Here is a 19,980-nt window from a genome sequence, read left to right as displayed (position 1 = left end):
CGCCGATGGCAGCCGTTGCGGCTTCGCGACGCATCGGACAAGGTGATGGCCCGCGCCACATGAACGCTGTTGGGCCATCCGGGCCCGGGACATTCGCCATGTTGCCTTCGGAGCAGGTCGACCTCACCTTCCACCGCCGCGTCCGCTCGCCGTCGGACCGGGTGGCCTTCGCCTTCGTCAAGGTGCTGCGCTTCTTCGCCGATACCTTCTTCGCCAAGCGCTATGGCAACCGTGCCGTGGTGCTGGAAACGGTGGCGGCGGTGCCGGGCATGGTGGCGGCCACGCTGAACCACCTGAAGAGCCTGCGCCGCATGCGCGACGATGATGGCTGGATCCGCACGCTGCTCGACGAGGCCGAGAACGAGCGCATGCACCTGATGACCTTCATCGAGATCGCCCAGCCCAACGGGTTCGAGCGCCTGCTGGTGCTGATCGTCCAGGGCATCTTCTACAATGCCTTCTTCGTGCTCTATCTCGTCGCACCGGCGACCGCCCATCGCGTCGTGGGCTATTTCGAGGAGGAGGCGGTCGTCAGCTACACCGCCTACCTGGCCGAGATCGAGGCCGGCCGCCACCCCGACGTGCCCGCGCCGGAGATTGCGCGGCGCTACTGGAACCTGGCGCCCGATGCCACCCTGCGCGATGTCGTGGTCGCCGTCCGCGCCGACGAGGCCGGCCACCGCGACGTCAACCACGCCTTCGCCGACGAACTGGCCCGGGTACCGGCCCACCTGCGCCAGCAGGCGGGCCGGGCCGGGTAGGCGGTTTCCCCGCATCGGCTGTTTGCACCGCTGGGCGCATTCCGCTATGGTCCCCGCCGTTCTGGAAGCACCCGTAGCTCAGCTGGATAGAGCGCTGCCCTCCGAAGGCAGAGGCCAGGGGTTCGAATCCCTTCGGGTGCGCCAGACCTACCCCTGAATTAGCAACCTGCCACGTCGACGCCCAGGCGGTTGTCGATCTCCTGGCGCTGGCCGTCAGGCTCCCGCAGGGAGGTGACTGCCTGCGAACGCGACGAGGAATATCGACCAGTCGTTCATGATATGGGCGCCGGCCGAGACCCAGAGATTCCTGGTCCAGAGATAAGAGAGCGTCAGCACGAGACGGGCCGTGCCGATGATCCCGAGGCATTGCACCACATTCCAGTCATAGGTCGGCAGGTGCAGGGCGCTGAACAGGATCGTCGAGACGGCGACGGCGACCGCGATCCCCCACAGCCGCGACAGGCCCAGCCGATGCGTGGAGAACCACAGGACGGCCAGAAGGGGAAGGATCGTGAAGATCTCCTCGCCGATCAGTTGGATGAATGTCCGGGCCAGGAACGCTGGCAGGTCTGCCCCCGCGAAACCGGCAATTGCCCCGGCCACGGGGTTGGCCGCGACCGGCGCCACCTGCTGTACGGCGAGCCCCACCGCCAGCGAGGCGGAAATGGTCAGGATCGCAAAAAGCAGCGACTGGCCGAGCGCCTTCGGTCCATAGCGGCGAAAGAGTGCCGTCCAGTGCCGACCGGCGACCGCTGCCAGTCCGGCAAGCGGCACGCCGACAAAGAGGATTGCGGGCACGAAAGCCACAACCAGGCCGGCCGGCGGCAGCCATGGCGTCAGTAACAGGGCCGCGCCGAGGAAGGTCGCGCCCAGGACCGCCAGCCAGCCTCGTCCCCCGATTGCGATCGGACTTCCGTCTTGGAATGGCAGGTCGGCCGCAATCACCAAGCCTCTCCCCGAGCGGCAGCAGTTCAGTTGCGCGCCACGCGTCGGAATGCGCCGTCGGAGTCGAAATGGCACTCGAAGGTCTTTACGCGGCTGCCTTCGGGTGGGTACTGGCCAAAGACCACATAACCGCCGCCGTCGCGCTCCACCGGCAACGTGAGTATCTCGTGCGGCATTCGGCCGAACCGCGCCGACGCCTCTCCCTGACAGAAGCGCTGCATGGCGCCCACTGAAACCCGCTGGCGGGTCATCGTCTCGATGTCCTGGACCGGGGGAACGGCGTAGGTGTTGCCGCGGAAAGGAAACTCCGGCGCCCCGCCCCGCGAGTTCGGGCATTCGTAGGACATCGAGTACCAGGTGACCGGGCCGGGAATGGTATCCGCAAGGAGGCCGCCTGCATGACTTTCGCTATACAGAACATGAAAGTCGCCGCCGCAGGTGCGCTGGGCCGCCGCTATGCAGGCGTTGCGGTCTCCCTTGCACTTTACTTCGTGCACGTCGTCGGCGAACGCCGGTGATGCCCAGATCGCCGCGAGCGCGGCCATGGGAAGAAGGCGATAACGCATTGCTGTCTCCCTCCGGCGCAGGAAGCCGGGATTCGAGGACGTGGAGGGGGTCGGGCGGCCTCAGCGGATGCCGACCGATAAGGTGTAGCGGACGGTCTTGTTGCTGCTTGCGTCGGCACCCATGAGATAGACGCGCACGACGTAGTCACCCGTGGCTGGCAGGTCCACGCCGCCATCCCGTCCGGACAGGGATCCGATATAGATGGCTTCGCCCCCGCTTCCCGGCGGCAGGATGTTGAAGTAGGCGTTGCCCTTGGTCGACAGCGACACCTGCATGCGCTGCCCTGCGCGGGCGCCCAGAACATGGTCGCGATACGCCTTGCCGCGGATCGTGGCCTCGACATGGGCGTTGTCGTTGCCGGCTGCGAACTGCATGCGCGCGCGCGTCTGGGCGGCAAGCGGCGGCGCCAGGACCATGCCAGCGACAAGTACACATGCGAGGATCCCGGCCGGATTCATTTGCAGATCCCTCTCAAAGCTGGCTTCGCGCCGCAATGCTCAATCATTCAGAGCCATCAGGATTGCCGAATCACCGCAGATCGTCCACCGCTGTTCGAGCTTGTAGCCGGATCGATTAGACCAAGATGGATCGGCTGTTTCACCATCGGAATTCATGAGTTTCGTTATTTGATTTGCACATGAAATCATGAATCCGGGGCAGCGCCTGTGGCGCAGCGCGGCTGACATCGATAGAGGCTGGCAACCAAATCCCCGAGGCAGGAATACGGTCATGGAACGACGACAGCACTTCCGCGCCATGCAGGCCTTCGAGGCGGTCACCCGGCACCTGTCCGTCACGAGGGCGGCGGACGAACTGGGCGTCAGCCAGAGCGCAATCAGCCACCAGTTGCGTCAGCTCTCGGAAGTCGTGGGCGAGCGCCTCGTCGAAAGGCGAGGGCGCGGCATCGTTCTTACGGTGGCGGGAGACCGGCTGGCTCGCAGGCTGCAACCCGCGTTCGCCGAGATCGAGCGGTCGATGTCCGAGGCGATCGGCGGCACGCGAGACACGGTGCGGCTGGCGATTTGCAGCAGCTTCGGTCCCGGCTGGCTTGTCCCGCGCCTGTCGCGCTTCTATGCGGCCCACCCGGGTTTACCGCTGCAACTCTGCATGTACGCCCGGGATCCCGAGCTGACCGACGCGGTCGCCGATGCCTTTGTCACGACCCTTCCACGCGAGAAGGGGTTCCTGGCCCAGCTTCTATGGCGCGAACGGCTCGTGCCCGTTGCCGCTCGCGCCTGCATGACTGGGCCTGGGCAAGCCATTCCTTTGATCACGACCGACCTGCAGCCAGGGACGGTCGGCCGGGACTGGAAGTCCTTCGCCGCGCTGAACGGGGCCGATGCTCCGGCTATGGGAGAGAAGCCGTGGCGGTTCGCGTCCCACTACCTGATCGCGCTCGAAATGGTCAGGGCGGGCCTGGGCGCCGCACTCGTCCCCGACTTCCTCGTACAGCGGGACATCGAGGGGGGCAGCTTGGTCCGGTTGCCCGGCAAGGCCCTGCCGACGCGGGAAGACTATTTTCTCTGCATCAAGGAAAGCCGCCGGGCGGAACCGATGTTGGCAGCCGTGCTGGACTGGTTCGCCAAGGAAGCAGAGACGGATCGCAACGAGCGGGCCGGGTGAAGATCCAGTGCAATCTGGACGGCCCGGTCGGGAAGCACCGGTAGGTCCGGATGCCGCCTGGCCCGGCTGATCTTCAGTGCGCCGTCTCCCAATCCCGCCCGACGCCGGTATCCACCACCAGCGGCACCGAGATATGGGCCGCCCCCTCCATCACCCGGCGCACGAGCGCGGCGGTCGCCTCGACCTCGGCCTCCCGCACCTCGAAGATCAGTTCGTCGTGCACCTGCAGCAGCATGGTGGCCGACAGGCCGGCTTCCGTCAGGGCGGCCGGAATGCGGGCCATGGCGCGCTTGATGATGTCGGCGGCCGAGCCCTGGAGGGGGGCGTTGATCGCCTGGCGCTCGGCGAAGGCGCGCCGCGCGGGGTTGCTGTCCTTGATGCCGGGCACCCAGCAGCGCCGGCCGAAGATCGTCGTGACATAGCCCTGCTCGCGCGCCAACTGCTTGGTGCGGTCCATGTAGGCGCGGATGCCGGGATAGCGCTCGAAATATGCCGCGATATAGGCCTGCGCCTCGCCCTGGGGGATGCCTAGCTGCTGGGCCAGGCCGAAGCCGCTGATGCCGTAGATGATGCCGAAGTTGATCGCCTTGGCGCGGCGGCGGACCTGTGGGTCCATGCCCTCCACCGGCACGCCGAAGACCTGGCTGGCGGTCAGCGCGTGGATGTCGATGCCCTGGCGGAAGGCGTCCTTCAGCGAGGGGATGTCGGCGACGTGGGCGGCCAGGCGCAGCTCGATCTGCGAATAGTCGGCCGACATCAGCACATGCCCGTCCTCGGCGATGAAGGCGCGGCGGATCTTGCGGCCTTCCTCGGTGCGGACGGGGATGTTCTGCAGGTTGGGATCGGTCGAGGACAGCCGCCCGGTCGAGGTCGAGGCCAGCGCGTAGGAGGTGTGGACGCGGCCCGTGGCCGGGTTGATCTGCTCCACCAGCGCGTCGGCATAGGTCGACTTCAGCTTGGCGAGCTGGCGCCAGTCGAGCACGCGGGCGGGCAGGGCGTGGCCTTGCGCGGCCAGGACTTCCAGCACCTCGGCGCCGGTGGCATAGGCGCCGGTCTTGCCCTTCTTGCCGCCGGCCAGGCTCATCTCGTCGAATAGCACCTCTCCCAGCTGCTTGGGCGAGCCGACGTTGAACGGGCGGCCGGCCAGCCGGTGGATCTCGGTCTCCAGCACCGCCAGCCGCTCGCCGAAGTCGCGGCTGAGGCGCTTCAGCTCGACCGGGTCGACCTTGATGCCGGCCCGCTCCATGGCCGCGATCACCGGCGCCAGCGGTCGCTCGGTCGTCTCGTAGAGGGCGACCTGGCGTTCCTTCAGCAGGCGCGGGCGCAGCAGCCGGTGCAGCCGCAGCGTCACCTCGGCATCCTCGGCGGCATAGTCGCGCGCGCGATCCAGCGGCACCAGGTCGAAGGTGATCTGGTTCTTGCCGGTGCCGCAGACATCGGCGAAGGCGATGGTCTTGTGAGCAAGGTGGAGCAGCGCCAGCTCGTCCATCCCATGCCCGTGCAGGTGCCCGTCCAGCACATAGGACAGCAGCATGGTGTCGTCGGCTGGCGCCACCTGGATGCCGTGCCGGCCCAGCACGACGGCGTCGTATTTCAGGTTGTGGCCGATCTTCAGCACGGCCGGGTCTTCCAGCAGCGGCTTCAACCGGGCCAGCGCCGTGTCCCGGTCGATCTGGCGGGGTGCCCCGCCGGTCAGATCCAGCCCCTCCACCTTGTGGGCGAGCGGCAGGTAGGCGCCTTCGCCCGGTTCGATCGACAAGGACACGCCGACCAGCTCGCAGGTGACGGCGTCAAGCGAGGTCGTCTCGGTATCGACCGCGAACGCGCCGGCCGCCGTCGCCCGGGCGATCCAGGCGTCGAGCACATCCAGGTCCTGGATCAGGACATAGTTCGCCGCGGTTGCGGCCGGCATCGGCGCGGCCGCGCCGCCCTCGGCCGATGTCGCCTGGGCGTCGGCGGCGGCCACGGGCGCCAGCGCGGCCGTGGCGGCGGCCCGATTGGCGTTGCGGCTTTCCACCCGGCTCAGCAGGGTGCGGAAGTTCTGCGTGCGCAGGAACTCCACCAGCCGGTTCGGGTCGGCCGGGCGCACGGCCAGCGCCTCCAGCGGCGGCAGGTCTGGCACGTCGTCCTTCAGGCGCACCAGTTCGCGCGAGACGCGGGCCAGGTCGGCATGCTGGATCAGGGATTCGCGGCGCTTGGGCTGCTTGATCTCGCCCGCGCGGGCGAGCAGCTGGTCGAGGTCGCCATAGGTGTTGATCAGCTCGGCCGCGGTCTTCACGCCGATGCCGGGCACGCCCGGCACGTTGTCGACGGAATCGCCGGCCAGCGCCTGCACGTCGACCACCCGATCGGGCGCCACGCCGAATTTTTCGCGTACCTCGTCCGGCCCGATCGCCTTGTTCTTGATCGGGTCCAGCATGCGGATGCCATCATCCACCAGCTGCATCAGGTCCTTGTCGGACGAGACGATGGTCACCTCGATGCCGCGGCGCTGGGCCGCCCGGGCATAGGTGGCGATGATGTCGTCGGCCTCGTAGCCGTCGCTCTCGATCCCGGGCAGGTTGAAGGCCTCGGTCGCCTCGCGCACCAGCGGGAATTGCGGGATCAGCTCGGGCGGGGCGTCGGGGCGCTGCGCCTTGTAGGCGTCGTAGATGGCGTTGCGGAAGCTATAGCGCGAGGCGTCGAAGATGACGGCGACGGCGTCGGCATCCGTCTCGCCCAGGAGCTTCAGCAGCATGTTGCTGAATCCCAGCACGGCGCCGACGGGCGTGCCGTCGGCCCGCGTCAGCGGCGGCAGGGCATGGAAGGCGCGGAAGATGAAGCCCGAGCCGTCGACCAGATAGAGATGGCGCATCGGCAGCGGCGGTGTCGCTCCCGGTTCGATCGCAGCGGTCTCGATGATGGTGGTGACAAGCTCGGTCAAGGCATCATCCCGATCTTAGTGGCCGTGTCCGGCCGATGGGTCGCCCGTGAAGACGAAGTGGCGGCCGCAATAGGGGCAGTCGACGGCACCCGCCGGCAGCAGGTTCAGATAGACGAGCGGATGGCCGAGCGGCTCGCTGCCGCCGTCGCAGGCGATGGTGGCATGGTCGGTCTCGGTCACTTCGACCGGCGTGCCCGCGGGCGTGGTGCGGGCCGCAGCGCTGTGCAGCATGATGGCGTCCATGGATGGGGGCAGGGTGCCCGGATTGACCCGAAGTCGGGGCGGATGATACCCATGGCCGCGCCGGAATCCAATGTCCGGCCACCCCACCCCCTCCGGCCCGGTAGACCACGCGTGCATTCGTCGCCGAATCCGCTGCCCGAATACGCGGTCGAGATCGCCGGGCTGGCCAAGACCTATGCCGCACGCCGCCGCCAGCCGGCCAAGACGGCGCTGGCCGGCGTCGACCTCGCCATCCCGCGCGGCAGCCTGTTCGGCCTGCTCGGCCCCAATGGAGCTGGCAAGTCGACGACTATCAACATCCTGGCGGGCCTGGTGCGCAAGACGGCCGGGCAGGTCACGATCTGGGGCTACGACATCGACCGCCAGCCGCTCCATGCCCGCCACGCCATCGGCGTGGTGCCGCAGGAACTCCATATCGACCCGTTCTTCACCCCGCGCGAGGCGCTGGAGATGCATGCCGGCATGTTCGGCGTGGCCCCGGCGGCGCGGCGCACCGATGAGATCCTGGCGGCGCTGGGCCTTGCCGACAAGGCGGACGCCTATGCCCGCTCGCTGTCGGGCGGCATGCGGCGGCGCCTGTTGATCGGCAAGGCCCTGGTCCACAACCCGCCGGTCCTGGTGCTGGACGAGCCCACCGCCGGCGTCGACGTGGAACTGCGCCAGCAGCTCTGGAGTTACGTCCGCACCCTGGCCGGCCGCGGCACCACGGTGCTGCTGACCACCCATTATCTCGAGGAGGCCGAGGCCTTGTGCGATCGCATCGCGATCATCGACCGCGGGCAGGTGGTCGCTTGCGACACCACGCGAGCGCTGGTCCACCGGCTCGATCGCAAGACCCTCGTCGTCACCGTGGCCGACGCGCTGGATGCAGTGCCGGCGGCGCTGGCGGACCTCGGCGCCACCCTGCTCGACCCCCTGCGCATCGCCTTTCGCTACCAGCCGAGCCGCACCCGCGTGCAGGACCTGCTGGGTGCGATGCAGGCGGCCGCCCTGTCGGTCGTCGACCTGACGACCGAGGAGGGCACCCTGGAAGACGCCTTCCTTGCCCTGACCCGGCCACCGGCCGCCGCTGCATAGGGCAGGAATGGCGCGTGCGCTCCGCATCCTCCTTCTTCTCGCGGTGGCGGTCCTGCCCGCCTGCGCCCCGGGCTATGTCCTGCCCGGCCCCAGCTTGAACGAGCCGGAATTGGAGAAGAGCGAGCTCGTCACCGCCGACGGCCTGCGCCTGCCGATGCGGGTATGGTCGCCGGGCGAGGAGCCGCGCGCGATCATCGTCGCCCTGCACGGCTTCAACGACCATTCCACCGCCTTCGAGATGCCGGCCGTCGAGTGGGCGCGCCATGGCATCGCGACCTATGCCTACGACCAGCGCGGCTTCGGCTCGGCCCCCAATACCGGGCGCTGGCCCGGCATGGCGGCCCTTGCCCGCGATGCCGGGACCGCCATCCGCCTGGTGCGGGCGCGCCATCCCGGGCTGCCGGTCTATCTGCTGGGCGAAAGCATGGGCGGCGCCATCGCCATGGTCGCGCTGACGGGGGCCGACGCGCCGCCGGTCGACGGCGCCATCCTCGTGGCGCCAGCCGTATGGGGCCGCCAGACGATGGGGCTGGGCAAGCGCCTGGCGCTCGCGACCATCTCGTCCACCATGCCGTGGCTGACCTTGTCGGGCCGGGGCCTGGGCTACCGGCCGTCCGACAACGAGGACATGCTGCGCGCCTTCAGCCGCGACCCGCTGGTGATCAAAGAGACGCGGGCCGATACGGTGAAGGGGCTGGTCGACCTGATGGATGCCGCACTGGCCGCCTCGGCCCGCTTCCGCACGCCGGCCCTCATCCTCTATGGCGAGAAGGACCAGATCGTTCCGCGCGAGCCGACCGCGCTGATGCTGTCGCGCCTGGCCGGGGCCGCCGACCGGCAGCGGGTGGCGGTATATCCGGAAGGCTGGCACATGCTCCTGCGCGACCTCCAGGCGCAGGTGGTGTGGGCCGACATCCGGGCCTGGATCGAGGATCCCGCGGCACCGCTGCCATCGGGCGCGGACCGCGATGCGCGCCTGCGCCTGGAGCGCGAGGCCGCCTCCTGATGCCCAAATCCCCGGCTTTTCCGGCCGGGTCGAAAAAGGGCCGTAAAAGGGCCATATTGGCCACCGACCTTGCCACCGCTCTTAACGCATCTGGGGGGAAGCGTGGCTCACACCATCGCTCTCGTCGACGACGACCGGAACATCCTGACCTCGGTTTCCATCGCGCTGGAAGCCGAGGGCTTTACCGTGCGCTGCTACAATGACGGCGCCGAGGCGCTGCGCGGGCTGACGGCGCAGCCGGTCGACCTGGCCGTCCTCGACATCAAGATGCCGCGTATGGACGGGATGGAACTGCTGTCGCGCCTGCGCAAGCTGACGGCGATGCCGGTGATCTTCCTCACCTCCAAGGACGATGAGGTCGACGAGGTGCTGGGCCTGCGCATGGGGGCGGACGACTACATCAAGAAGCCGTTCTCCCAGCGCCTCCTGATCGAGCGGATCCGCGCCCTGCTGCGCCGTGGCGAGATCGCCCGCGAGCCGCCGGACGGGGAAGGCGAGCCCGCCATCCACCGGGGGCCACTGGTGCTCGACCCCGGCCGCCATGCCTGCACCTGGAACGGGGTCGACGTGACCCTGACGGTGACCGAGTTCCTGCTGCTGAAGGCGCTGGCGATCCGGCCGGGCCACGTCAAGAATCGCGACCAGCTCATGGATGCCGCCTACGGCGAAAGCATCTATGTCGACGACCGGACGATCGACAGCCACATCAAGCGCCTGCGCAAGAAGTTCAAGATCATCGACGACGACTTCGCCCAGATCGAGACGCTCTACGGCGTCGGCTACCGCTATCGCGAGGCCTGATCGCGCCAAGCCCGCAGCCAGGCAGCCGACGCATCCCCGATCGCCATGCGCCTCGTCGCCGACACCGAACCCGCCCGGCTGGAGCCGGAAATGCGTGATCTCGACGAGGACGCGCCGCGTCCCCGGCGTCCGGCCGCCCGCGCCAAGGCCGAGCCGGCCGCCCGTCGTCCGCGGCGCTGGCGCAACCCGTTCCGCTCGGCCCTGACGCGCCGCATCCTGGCGGTGAACGTGCTGCCGCTGCTGATCCTGGTGGGCGGGCTGCTGTTCGTCGGCGAGTATCGCAAGGGCCTGGTGCAGAGCGAGCTGGACGCCCTGCGGACCCAGGCCGAACTGATCGCCAATGCCCTGGGCGAGGGCACGATCGACCGCCCCACTGCCGGCGAGGACGTGTCGCTGGCGATCGAGGCCGCGCGCCACATGGTGCGCCGCCTGGTGGAGCCGACGGGCGCCCGCGCGCGCCTCTTCGCCGCCGACCGGTCGCTGGTGGCCGACACCCGCGTGCTGTCCGGGCCGGGTGGCAGCATCTATATCGAGCGCCTGCCGCCACCGGAGGACGATCCGCCCGTGCTGGGCGCGGCCGGCCGGGTCTATGGCTGGATCGTCGGGCTGCTGCCCGACGGCGAGGAGCTGCCGCTCTATGCCGAGCGACCGGTGCAGTCGGCATCGGACTATGTCGAGGTCAACCGGGCGCTGGAAGGCGAGGTCATGCGCATGCGCCGGCGCGACCAGTTCGACCGCACGATCCTGTCGGTTGCGGTGCCCGTGCAGCGTTTCAAGCAGGTGCTGGGCGCGGTCATGCTGTCGACCGAGGATGGGGCGATCCAGAAGGCGATCCGCTCGGTCCGGTTCGACATCCTGAAGGTGTTCGCGGTGGCGCTGGCGATCACCGTGCTGCTGTCGCTCTATCTGGGCGGGACGATCGTCCGCCCGGTGCTGCGCCTGGCGCGCGCGGCCGAGCGGGTGAAGCGCGGGCAGGGCCGCCCGCCCGAGATCCCCGACATCGGCCGGCGCAACGACGAGATCGCCGACCTGGCCGAATCCCTGCGCACCATGACCCAGGTGCTGTGGCAGCGCCTCAACGCCAACGAGCGCTTCGCGGCCGACGTGGCGCATGAGATCAAGAACCCGCTCACTTCTCTGCGCAGCGCGGTCGAGACGGCCGCCCGCGTCAAGGATGCCGACCAGCAGCGCCGCCTGATGGCGATCATCCAGGAGGATGTCGGCCGGCTGGACCGCCTGATCACCGACATCTCCGACGCCTCGCGCCTGGATGCCGAACTGTCGCGGGACGAGAGCGAGGTGGTGGACGTGGCCCGCCTGCTCGATGCCCTGGCCGAGCTGCATTCGACGATGGAGGACGGGTCCGGGCCTGCCATCCGCCTTGATGTCGCCCGCCACCAGGAACTGACGGTGGTCGGGCTGGAAAGCCGCCTGGGGCAGGTCTTCCGCAACCTCATCGCCAACGCCGTCTCGTTCAGCCCGCCGGGCGGCACCGTCACCCTGAAGGCAGTGCGCCAGGGTGCCTGGGTCGAGGCGCAGGTCGAGGACGAAGGCCCCGGAATCCCGCCCGACAAGCTGGCCGCGATCTTTGAGCGCTTCTACAGCGAGCGCCCGTCGGGCGAGAAGTTCGGCACCCACTCCGGCCTCGGCCTCAGCATCTCCAAGCAGATCGTCGAGGCCCATGGCGGTACGATCGTGGCGGAGAACCGCCAGGCCGGCGGCCGCATCACCGGAGCCCGCTTCGTCGTCCGCCTGCCTGCCGGCCACGGCTGACGCAGCCCCGCGATTGCGGCTAGTCTTGGCCGCTGCGGCCAGCAGCAGGCCGGCCGGGATGGGGGGACCGAATGTTCATCAAGGCGATCGCGGCCGGCACGGCCTGGCTTTTCATGGCAACCGGGGCCAGCGCCCACCACGCGATGGACGGGCAACTGCCCGACACGCTGATGGGCGGGCTCCTGTCCGGCCTGGGCCATCCCGTCATCGGCTGGGACCACCTGGCCTTCGTGGTCGGCATCGGCATCCTGTCGATGGTGGCTGGGCTGGGCGTGGCGCCGATCCTCTGCTTCGTGCTGGCCACCGTGGCCGGCTGCCTCTTGCATGTCCTGGGCGCCGACCTGCCGGCGGCCGAGGTCGCCATCGCCCTGTCGATCCTGGCGCTCGCGGCCCTGCTTGTCGTCGGCTGGCGCCGGGTGCCGGCCCTGCTGGCGCTCGTAGCCCTTGCCGGCGTCTTCCACGGCTATGCCTATGGCGAGAGCATCGTCGGCGCGGAGGCGACGCCGCTGCTGGCCTACCTGGTTGGCTTCGCCCTGATCCAGGCCGCGATCGCCATCGCGGCGGCCCGGCTGGCTGCCTGGATCGCGGCCGGCTCTGGCGCGCGGGCCGGCGGGCTGGCCCAGGTCTCGGGCGCCGTGCTCGTCCTGGTGGCGGCCGCCGCGCTGCTGGGCTAGTCAGCGCGCCAGCCGGTCCTCCAGCATCGGCAGGAAGCCCGCGACGATGCGCTCCGGGTCGCAGCCTTCGGGCGACACCAGCCACTCGACCCAGGCGCCTTTCAGCAGGGCCATCAACAGACGCGCCGTCTCGACCGGGTCGATCGCGCTGTCGTTGCGGGCGGCGATCTCAGCCAGCAGGCCCTCCAGCCGCCGGCGCAGCCGCCCATAGGTCTCCTCGTGGGCGGCGCGCATCGCCGCGTCCGACTGGCTGAGGCTCCACAGGATGTAGCGGGCGCGGACATAGTCGCGCTCCAGGATCGGCGGCCGCAGGCCGACCAGCAGAATGGCGCGCAGTTGTGCCAGCGGATCGGGTCCGGCCGCGGCACTCGCCAGGGCGGCCGCGTCGTAGAAGCGGTCGGACAGGTGGCGGGTGGTCGCCGCCAGCAGTTCGCCCTTGGTCTGGAAATGGTGCCGCACCATGCCCTGCGACAGGCCGGCCAGGGCCGCGATCGAGCGCACGCTGGTGCCGGCGTCGCCATAAAGACAGAGCGCGCGAAAGGTCGCCTCGATCAGTTGCTGGCGACGTATCTCCGGCGGCAGCTTGTTGAAGCCGCGGCGCGCCGTCGCCTCGGCGGGTTCTCCAATGGACAAGGCGGGTGCGATCTCCTCCGGCCGGCTTGATAGCGCCCGCGGCTGCGGAAGGCCATTGCGCCGTCGCGCGCCCGATCGTAGCTTAATACGGTCGTATAGAGTGGTGAGGGAGATCGGCAATGGACGGTGCCACCAGCGTCACGCCCCAACTGGCCGCCACCCGCTCGGACCTGCTGCGGGCTCGCCACGTCCCCGGCGAGATCTATGCCTCGCCCGAGATCTACCGCCGCGAGATGGTGGAGTATTTCGGCCGCGAGTGGCTGTTCGTCGGCCGCGAGGAGCAGTTCCCCAACCCCGGCGACTACGAGGCGCGGCGACTGGCCGACCGGCCCTTCATCGTCGCCCGCGACAAGCGCGGAGAGTTGAACGCCTTCTACAACATGTGCGCCCATCGCGGCGTCGAGGTGGCCCAGGGTGCGGGCAACGCGCGGATGTTCAAGTGCCCCTATCACGGCTGGACCTACGACCTGACCGGCCAGTTGACCGGTGCCGCCTACATGAAGGATTCTGAGGCGTTCGACCCGGCCCAGTGCCGGCTGCCGCGGATCGCGCTCGAGACCTGGCGGGGCAACGTCTTCGTCTGCTTCCACCCCGAGCCGCGCGACTTCGAGCAGGCGATGGCCGAGTTCGAGGCGGACTTCGCGATCCTGCACACCGAGCGCTGCCGCGTCGCCGACCTCAGCCGCATCCGGCTGCAATGCAACTGGAAATTCTTCCACGAGAACCTCATGGATTTCTACCATGTGGGCGTGCTGCACGCGAAATCCTTCGGTGCGCGCTTCAGCTGGACGCCGGAGAACGTGTCGCTGAAGCCGGGCGGCGGCATCATGATCCGCTACGACGCCGCGCCCTCGACGCCCGATGGCCAGACCCGTTTCGCCAAGGCGCCCTGGCTGGATGACCGGCCGAACAGCTTCGCCTGTACCGGCCTGCTGCCGCCCAATCTGACGCTCTTCGGCCGCGTCGACTGCGTGAAGCTGATGACGGCCTGGCCGCTGGGCCCGGATGCCTGCGAGGTGATGATCTACCTGCTGTTCCCCGAGGAATTCTTCGCCGACCCGGACTTCGAGGCGAAGGTCGACGTCTACCGGCAGTACCAGAAGGTCATCTACGAGGAGGACCGAAGCATGATCGAATCCATGCAACTCGCCATGTCCTCGCCGATCTATGCGCCGGGCCGCATGTCGATCATGGAGAAGCCGATCCACCATTTCCTCAACGCCTATCTCGACCGCATGTTCGGGCCCGGCGCCTGACATGCCGCGTCTGCCGCTGGCCGTCGCCGCCGTCCGCCGCGAGACCGCCGACATCCTGGCGATCGACCTCGCGCATCCCGCCGGCCGCTCGCTGCCGCCGGCCCCGGCCGGCGCCCATATCCGCGTCCGGGTCGGCGATGGTCCGGTGCGGCAGTATTCGCTGATGAACGGGCCGGACGATGCCGAAGCCTATCGCATCGCGGTCAAGCTGGAGCCGGCGTCGCGCGGCGGGTCGGCCGCCATGCACCGGCTGACCCCGGGCGACACCGTGCTGGCCTCGCTGCCGGTCGACGGGTTCCCGGTCGACTGGCGCGCCGGCCCCCTCCTGCTGCTGGCGGGCGGTATCGGGGTGACGCCGCTGCTCGGCATGGCGCGCCATGCAATGGCCCGGGGGCACCCCTTCGAACTTCATCACTTCGCCCGCTCGGCCGAGGCGGCGGCGTTCGCGGACACGCTGCAATCGGGCGAGTTCGCCGGCCGCGCATCCGGCCATTTCGGGCTCGACGGCGCGGCCGTGCCGGCACGGTTGGCGGCGATCCTGGGCAGGGCGGCCGCGTCCGGCACGCACGCCTATATCTGCGGCCCGGCTCCCTTCATGGATGCGGCGCGGACGGCCGGGCTGCTGGCGCTGGGCGCCGACGCCCTCCATTTCGAGTATTTCTCGGCCGGCGAGGCGGATGCGGGTACAGACCGCGACCTCACCGTGCGACTTGGCCTCAGCGGCCGTACGCTGGCGGTGCCGGCCGGACGCAGCATCCTGTCGGTGCTGCTGGAGAACGGGGTGGAGGTCGACTGCTCCTGCATGGAAGGGGTGTGCGGCATGTGCGTGACCGAGGTGCTGGCGGGCGAGCCGGACCACCGCGACCATTTCCTCAGCGAGCAGGCGCGCGGGGCGGGCGACATCATGACCGTGTGCGTCTCGCGCGCCCGCGGGCCGGAACTGACCCTGGCCCTGTGAGCGCCATGACCCCCGCCCGCCTGCTGCGCGCCGCCGATACCCTGGTCCAGGCGCAGTTCGACGTCGCCCCCGGCGAAAGCGTGCTGATCACCGGCGACACGGCGACCGAGCCCGCGTTGCTGGACGCCATTGCCGGGGCCGTCGTGCGGGCGGGCGCCCGGCCGCTGGTGGCGCTGGCCCCGCAGCTGCCGTTCCAGGGTGGGCTCTCCGATCCCTATGTCTCGGACAGCCTGAAGGCGGCGGCCGTCGCCTCGGACGTCTGGTTCGACCTCTGCTTCCCCTATCACGCCGGATCGGCCGCGACCTCGGCCGCGATTGCCGGCAACCGCTGTCGCTACCTGCTGCTCGCGACCGCCGGCGCCGACAGCTTCGAGCGGCTCTATGGCTGCGTGGATTTCGCGGCCCTGATGGATTTCAACCTCGCCTTCGCGGCCTTCGCCACGGCGGCGGCGGGCGAGACGCTGCGCGTCACCTGCCCGCTTGGCACCGACCTCTCCTGCACGCTCGACCAGCCGAAGCTGGTGCGCGAGCGCGTCGCGCGTACGCCCGGCCTCCATACCGTGCCCGGCACGCAGAGCTTCTACCCCGTGCAGGACAGCGTGCGCGGGCGGGTCGTCCTGCAGGCCTTGTTCGACGAGGACCACCGCATCCTGCGCCGGCCGATCACCGTCACCGTCGACGGGCGCATCCAGGCGGTCGAGGGCGGCGCGGCCGAGGATCGGCCCAGCCTGGAACGCGCGCTGCGCCGGGCCAGCGGCGGGCAGGGGGATTTCGGCCGCTGCATCCACCTGACCTTCGGCTTCCACCCGGCGGCCCGCCTCACCGGCCGCCATTTCATCGAGGACATCCGCGTGCCGGGCTCGAACGCGGTCGGCATGGGCTTGCCCTGGTGGGAGCCGGGCGGCGGCGAAAACCACCCGGACGGCGTGGCACTCGACCAGTCCCTGTGGATCGGCGGCCGTCCGGTGGCCGAGGCCGGGCGGCTGACCGGGCCGCCGGAACTGAAGGCGCTCTACGACGCGATGGTGCGGCGGCTCGACTGATCTCGCCGCGACACGATCAGGCACAGGACCAGGCTCGCCAGCACCGCGCAGGCCCGGATCGACCCCACCACCGTGGAGTGCATGGTGGGATCGTCGATCGCGACCAGGAAGGCGCACGACCAGACCGACAGGCCGCCGGCCAAGCCCGCGAGGCCCGCCAGCACCCGGCCGGCCCTGCCGCCCGATCGCCAGATCGGCACGATCAGCGATGTGGCAAACAGCAGCGGCAGTGTCTCGGACGGGTGCGGCAGACCGAAGACCGCCAGCGACAGGTGGTCGGCGGCGGCCGTGGCGGCACCCAGCGCCAGCAGGGACAGCGCGATCCGGACCGCGACCGCGGCCGCCCGGGTCAGGCGGGCACCCGGATCTCGGCCAGGGCGCGGGTGACGGCGCCCAGCAACTGCTCGATCTCCAGGTCGCCCACCACCGTCGAGATGTTGCCGCTGCAATTGGCCGACACCATCACGTCCTGGTTCAGCAGCGCGCGATGCAGGGCCGCCACCGCCGACTGGCCGGCGGCCGTGGGATAGGCCGAGCGATAGTCGGTCAGTGGCCGGGCGGTGAAGTGGATGCGGAACAGCGAGCCGGCACCGGACGCCTGGCCCTCGATGCCGGCCTTGGCGAAGATGCCGTCGATCGTGCGCCGCACTTCGTCGCCGCGGCGGTTGATCCGGGCGACGGCCGCTTCGTCGAACGCCTTCAGCGTCTCGATGCCGGCCACCATGGACACCGGGTTGGCGTTGAAGGTGCCGGTGTGCGGCACGGCCGGGCTGCCCCGGCGCTGGTCGAACACGCCCATGATGTCGGTGCGACCGGCGACCGCGCCCACCGGGAAGCCGCCGCCGATCAGTTTGCCCAGCGTCGTCATGTCGGGGACGATGCCGTAGCCGGCCTGGGCGCCGGCGAAGCCGACGCGGAACGAGATGATCTCGTCGAAGATCAGCGGGATGCCGGTGCGCTGGGTGAATTCGCGCAGATAGGCCAGGAATTCCGGCGTGGCCGGGATCATGCCGGGGCGGTTGGCGATCGGCTCGACGATGACGGCGGCCAGCTCGCCCGCCTCCGCCTCCAGGATGGCGGCCGCGGCCGCGACATCGTTGTAGGGCATGACCACCGTCAGGTCGCCGACGGCGGGCGGCGTGCCCTTGGAGTAGGGGACGCGGGCCGGCACCTTGGCGTCGCCCCAGTTGGCGGGCGTGCTGCCGCGGCTGGCCTCCACGAAATCGTAGGAACCGTGATAGGCGCCCTCGCACTTGGCGATCTTGTAGCGGCCGGTGAAGGCGCGCGCGGCCTTGACCGCCAGCATCACCGCCTCGGTGCCGGAATTGGTGAAGCGCATGCGCTCGAGGCCGGGAACGCGGGCCTGCAGGGCCTCCGCCAGTTCCACTTCCGTGTCGGTCGGGCCCGAGAAACAGGAGCCGCGCCCGACCTGGGCGGTCACGGCGGCCACCACCGGCGGGAAGCAGTGGCCGTGCACCAGCGCCGACTGGTTGTTGATGAAGTCGAGCCGCTCTACCCCGTCCACGTCCGTCACCCGGCAGCCCGCGGCGGACGCGATGAAGATCGGGAACGGCGCCTGGTAGACGGCCAGGCGCGTGTTGCCGCCCGGCATGACGGCGCAGGCGCGATCGAAGAGGCCGGCGGAGCGGGAGCTTGGATCGGGGTACATCTCAGATCCCTCGGTTGGTCGCGGGCGATACGGGTGTGGGCGGATGGAGGTGGCAGGCCACGCCGCCCGGATCGAGCGCCGTCCAGGCTGGCGCCTCCACCGCGCAGATGGGCATCCGCCGCGGGCAGCGCGGATGGAAATGGCAGCCGGTGGGCGGGTCGATGGCAGACGGCATCTCGCCCTCGATGCGGGCCAGGCGGTCGCGGGCGGCCGGATCGGGCGGCAGTGAGCTGTCGCGCAGCGCCAGGGTGTAGGGGTGCATCGGCCGGGCGAATACGCGCTCGACCGGCCCTTCCTCGACGATGCGGCCGAGATACATGACCGCCACGCGCTGGCAGAAGTTCCGCACCACGGCGAGGTCGTGGGAAATGAACAGCAGGCCCAGGTTGCGGCTGGTGCGCAGGCCGTCGAGCAGCAGCAGGATCTGCGCCTGCACCGACACGTCCAGCGCCGACACCGGCTCGTCGGCCACGATCAAGGGCGGCTTCAGGGCGAGCGCGCGGGCGATCGAGATACGCTGGCGCTGGCCGCCGCTGAACTCGTGCGGGAACTTGGCCGCGGCGTCGGCCGGCAGGCCGACCTCCCCCAGCAGCTCGCCGACCCGGGCGCGGATCTGGGCGCGCGACAGGCCGCCGGCGATCGCCAGCGGCTCGGCCAGGGTCGTGCCGATGACGAGGCGCGGGTTGAGCGAGGAGAAGGGATCCTGGAAGACCATCTGCACGCTGCGGTGCAGGCGGCGCCCGCGCTCGCCCTTGCGCGCGGCGATCGCCTCGCCATCGACGACGATCCGGCCCTCGTCCGGCGTCACCAGGCCGACGATGCAACGCGCCACGGTTGACTTGCCGCAGCCGGATTCGCCGACCAGGCCGAAGCTCTCGCCCTCGGCCACGGTGAAGCTGACGCGGTCGATCGCGCGCACGGCCTTGCGCGGACCCGACCCGAAGCCGCCCGCGATCGGGAAATGCTTGCGCAGCCCGTCGACTTCCAGGATCGGCCGCATCGGCGTGGTGCTCATGCGGGCATCCTCAAGCGAGTGGCTTGATGCAGCGGACGAGCCGGCCCGGCTCGCCGGCCGGCGCCCGGACCGCGGGCACGGCCATGGTGCATTCGGCGCTGGCCAGCGGGCAACGCGGCGCGAAGCGGCAGCCGGGCGGCAGGGCATCGAAGCGCGGCACGGTGCCGGGGATGGCCGCCAGCCGCTCCGGCCGGTCGACGCGCGGCGTCGTCGCCAGCAGCGCGCGCGTATAGGGGTGGCGCGGCCGGGCGAACAGGTCCTCGACCCGGGCCAGTTCCATGACATGGCCGGCATAGAGCACCGCCACCCGGTCGGCCACCGCCGCGACCGCCCCCAGATTGTGGCTGATGAAGATCATCGACATGCCGTTCTGGCGCCGCACGTCGCGCAGCAGGGCCAGGATCTGCGACTGAATGGTGACGTCGAGGCTGGTGGTCGGCTCGTCGGCGATGACGAGTGCCGGGCGGCAGGCGAGCGCAATCGCGATCATCACCCGCTGGCGCATGCCGCCGGACAGCTGGTGCGGATAGTCGCCCAGGCGCTGGGCCGGCGACGGGATGCGCACCTCGTCCAGCAGGCGCAGCGCCTCCCGCCGGGCGGACGCGGCGTTGCCGCCGTCGCGCCGCATCACCGTCTCCTCGATCTGGCGGCCGACGGTCAGGACGGGGTTGAGTGCGTTCAGCGCCTCCTGGAAGACGACGGCCATGCCGCGGCCGCGCACCTGGCGCATGCCCTCGGCCGACAGTTGCAGGATGTCGGTGCCCTGGAAGCGGACCCGCCCCGACACGGCATAGGTGTCGGGCGGCGTCAGCAGGCGGGTGATGGCCAGCGCCAGCATGCTCTTGCCGCTGCCGGATTCACCGACGATCGCCAGCGTCTCGTCGCCCGCGAGATCGAAGGTGACGTCCTCCAGGATCGGCAGGGCACCCTGCCGGCGGCGCACCGCCACGCCCAGCCCCTCGACGCGCAGCAATGGATCGGTGGTCGGCGGATCGACGATCGGCGTCTGCACC

Annotated in this window: 20 protein-coding genes and 1 tRNA gene; 11 read left to right on the top strand and 10 right to left on the bottom strand. The window is 70.0% G+C overall.

Annotation, left to right across the window (positions count from 1 at the left end):
• The first annotated feature begins 98 nt into the window (after positions 1-98).
• Together STVA_RS23480 and STVA_RS23475 are read left to right on the top strand one after the other, a co-directional pair.
• Positions 99-761, top strand: a complete 663-nt coding sequence (locus tag STVA_RS23480) for an alternative oxidase (protein ID WP_123692636.1) — start codon at positions 99-101, stop codon at positions 759-761.
• Positions 762-828: 67 nt separating this feature from the next.
• Positions 829-905: transfer RNA gene (locus STVA_RS23475), tRNA-Arg, on the top strand.
• A gap of 69 nt (positions 906-974) precedes the next feature.
• Here the strand turns inward: STVA_RS23475 and STVA_RS23470 are convergent.
• From STVA_RS23470 to STVA_RS23465, 3 genes are read right to left on the bottom strand one after another with little or no spacing between them, the layout of a single operon-like run.
• On the bottom strand, positions 975-1,706 hold the full coding sequence (locus tag STVA_RS23470) for a CPBP family intramembrane glutamic endopeptidase (protein ID WP_197735728.1): 732 nt from the start codon (positions 1,704-1,706) through the stop codon (positions 975-977).
• A gap of 26 nt (positions 1,707-1,732) precedes the next feature.
• Positions 1,733-2,272, bottom strand: coding sequence for a hypothetical protein (locus STVA_RS27930; RefSeq protein WP_197735727.1), 540 nt, complete (start codon positions 2,270-2,272; stop codon positions 1,733-1,735).
• Positions 2,273-2,332: 60 nt separating this feature from the next.
• Positions 2,333-2,767: a hypothetical protein gene (locus STVA_RS23465; RefSeq protein WP_197735726.1), complete on the bottom strand. Its 435-nt coding sequence runs from the start codon at positions 2,765-2,767 to the stop codon at positions 2,333-2,335.
• A gap of 235 nt (positions 2,768-3,002) precedes the next feature.
• Here STVA_RS23465 and STVA_RS23460 point away from each other — a divergent pair, with 235 nt between their 5' ends.
• Positions 3,003-3,896, top strand: a complete 894-nt coding sequence (locus STVA_RS23460) for a LysR family transcriptional regulator (protein ID WP_123692630.1) — start codon at positions 3,003-3,005, stop codon at positions 3,894-3,896.
• 73 nt (positions 3,897-3,969) lie between these two features.
• Here the strand turns inward: STVA_RS23460 and polA are convergent, their stop codons facing one another.
• Entirely contained in the window at positions 3,970-6,750 is a 2,781-nt protein-coding gene (gene polA, locus STVA_RS23455; RefSeq protein ID WP_123692964.1) for a DNA polymerase I, read from the bottom strand.
• 84 nt (positions 6,751-6,834) lie between these two features.
• Positions 6,835-7,050, bottom strand: a complete 216-nt coding sequence (locus STVA_RS23450) for a zinc-finger domain-containing protein (protein WP_170216599.1) — start codon at positions 7,048-7,050, stop codon at positions 6,835-6,837.
• A gap of 123 nt (positions 7,051-7,173) precedes the next feature.
• Between STVA_RS23450 and STVA_RS23445 the strand changes: the two genes are divergently transcribed.
• The 5 genes from STVA_RS23445 to STVA_RS23425 all read left to right on the top strand — a co-directional run bounded on the left by STVA_RS23445 (position 7,174) and on the right by STVA_RS23425 (position 12,393).
• Positions 7,174-8,139: an ABC transporter ATP-binding protein gene (locus STVA_RS23445; RefSeq protein WP_245978429.1), complete on the top strand. Its 966-nt coding sequence runs from the start codon at positions 7,174-7,176 to the stop codon at positions 8,137-8,139.
• Positions 8,140-8,146: 7 nt separating this feature from the next.
• Positions 8,147-9,145, top strand: a complete 999-nt coding sequence (locus STVA_RS23440; protein WP_123692624.1) for an alpha/beta hydrolase — start codon at positions 8,147-8,149, stop codon at positions 9,143-9,145.
• Positions 9,146-9,247: 102 nt separating this feature from the next.
• Positions 9,248-9,946: a response regulator transcription factor gene (locus STVA_RS23435; protein ID WP_123692622.1), complete on the top strand. Its 699-nt coding sequence runs from the start codon at positions 9,248-9,250 to the stop codon at positions 9,944-9,946.
• 45 nt (positions 9,947-9,991) lie between these two features.
• Positions 9,992-11,719: a stimulus-sensing domain-containing protein gene (locus STVA_RS23430; protein ID WP_245978427.1), complete on the top strand. Its 1,728-nt coding sequence runs from the start codon at positions 9,992-9,994 to the stop codon at positions 11,717-11,719.
• Positions 11,720-11,790: 71 nt separating this feature from the next.
• Positions 11,791-12,393 carry a HupE/UreJ family protein gene (locus STVA_RS23425; protein WP_123692620.1) on the top strand — a complete coding sequence of 201 codons (603 nt, stop codon included), beginning with the start codon at positions 11,791-11,793 and terminating at the stop codon, positions 12,391-12,393.
• Here the strand turns inward: STVA_RS23425 and STVA_RS23420 are convergent, their stop codons facing one another.
• Complete coding sequence (locus tag STVA_RS23420; protein WP_170216598.1) at positions 12,394-13,026, bottom strand: TetR/AcrR family transcriptional regulator; 633 nt, start codon at positions 13,024-13,026, stop codon at positions 12,394-12,396. It abuts the gene before it with no gap.
• Between the two features lie 119 nt (positions 13,027-13,145).
• Here STVA_RS23420 and STVA_RS23415 point away from each other — a divergent pair, with 119 nt between their 5' ends.
• From STVA_RS23415 to STVA_RS23405, 3 genes are read left to right on the top strand one after another with little or no spacing between them, the layout of a single operon-like run.
• Entirely contained in the window at positions 13,146-14,282 is a 1,137-nt protein-coding gene (locus tag STVA_RS23415; protein WP_123692615.1) for an aromatic ring-hydroxylating oxygenase subunit alpha, read from the top strand.
• A 1-nt stretch (position 14,283) separates the two neighbouring features.
• Entirely contained in the window at positions 14,284-15,240 is a 957-nt protein-coding gene (locus tag STVA_RS23410; protein WP_123692613.1) for a PDR/VanB family oxidoreductase, read from the top strand.
• A gap of 5 nt (positions 15,241-15,245) precedes the next feature.
• Positions 15,246-16,283 carry a 2,5-dihydroxypyridine 5,6-dioxygenase NicX family protein gene (locus tag STVA_RS23405; protein ID WP_123692611.1) on the top strand — a complete coding sequence of 346 codons (1,038 nt, stop codon included), beginning with the start codon at positions 15,246-15,248 and terminating at the stop codon, positions 16,281-16,283.
• Here the strand turns inward: STVA_RS23405 and STVA_RS23400 are convergent.
• From STVA_RS23400 to STVA_RS23385, 4 genes are all read right to left on the bottom strand, one after another.
• Positions 16,253-16,483, bottom strand: a complete 231-nt coding sequence (locus STVA_RS23400) for a hypothetical protein (RefSeq protein WP_142235866.1) — start codon at positions 16,481-16,483, stop codon at positions 16,253-16,255. The genes STVA_RS23405 and STVA_RS23400 overlap by 31 nt on opposite strands.
• 149 nt (positions 16,484-16,632) lie before the next feature.
• Positions 16,633-17,952, bottom strand: a complete 1,320-nt coding sequence (locus tag STVA_RS23395) for an aspartate aminotransferase family protein (RefSeq protein ID WP_123692608.1) — start codon at positions 17,950-17,952, stop codon at positions 16,633-16,635.
• Between the two features lies 1 nt (position 17,953).
• Positions 17,954-18,967 carry an ABC transporter ATP-binding protein gene (locus STVA_RS23390; protein ID WP_123692606.1) on the bottom strand — a complete coding sequence of 338 codons (1,014 nt, stop codon included), beginning with the start codon at positions 18,965-18,967 and terminating at the stop codon, positions 17,954-17,956.
• A gap of 10 nt (positions 18,968-18,977) precedes the next feature.
• Positions 18,978-19,979, bottom strand: coding sequence for an ABC transporter ATP-binding protein (locus STVA_RS23385; protein WP_245978426.1), 1,002 nt, complete (start codon positions 19,977-19,979; stop codon positions 18,978-18,980).
• Between the last annotated feature and the right edge of the window lies 1 nt (position 19,980).

It is taken from the genome of Stella humosa (assembly GCF_006738645.1).
GTDB lineage: Bacteria > Pseudomonadota > Alphaproteobacteria > ATCC43930 > Allostellaceae > Allostella > Allostella humosa.
The sequence above is the reverse complement of the archived record's forward strand: the minus strand, read 5'-3'. Positions and strand labels throughout refer to the sequence as shown.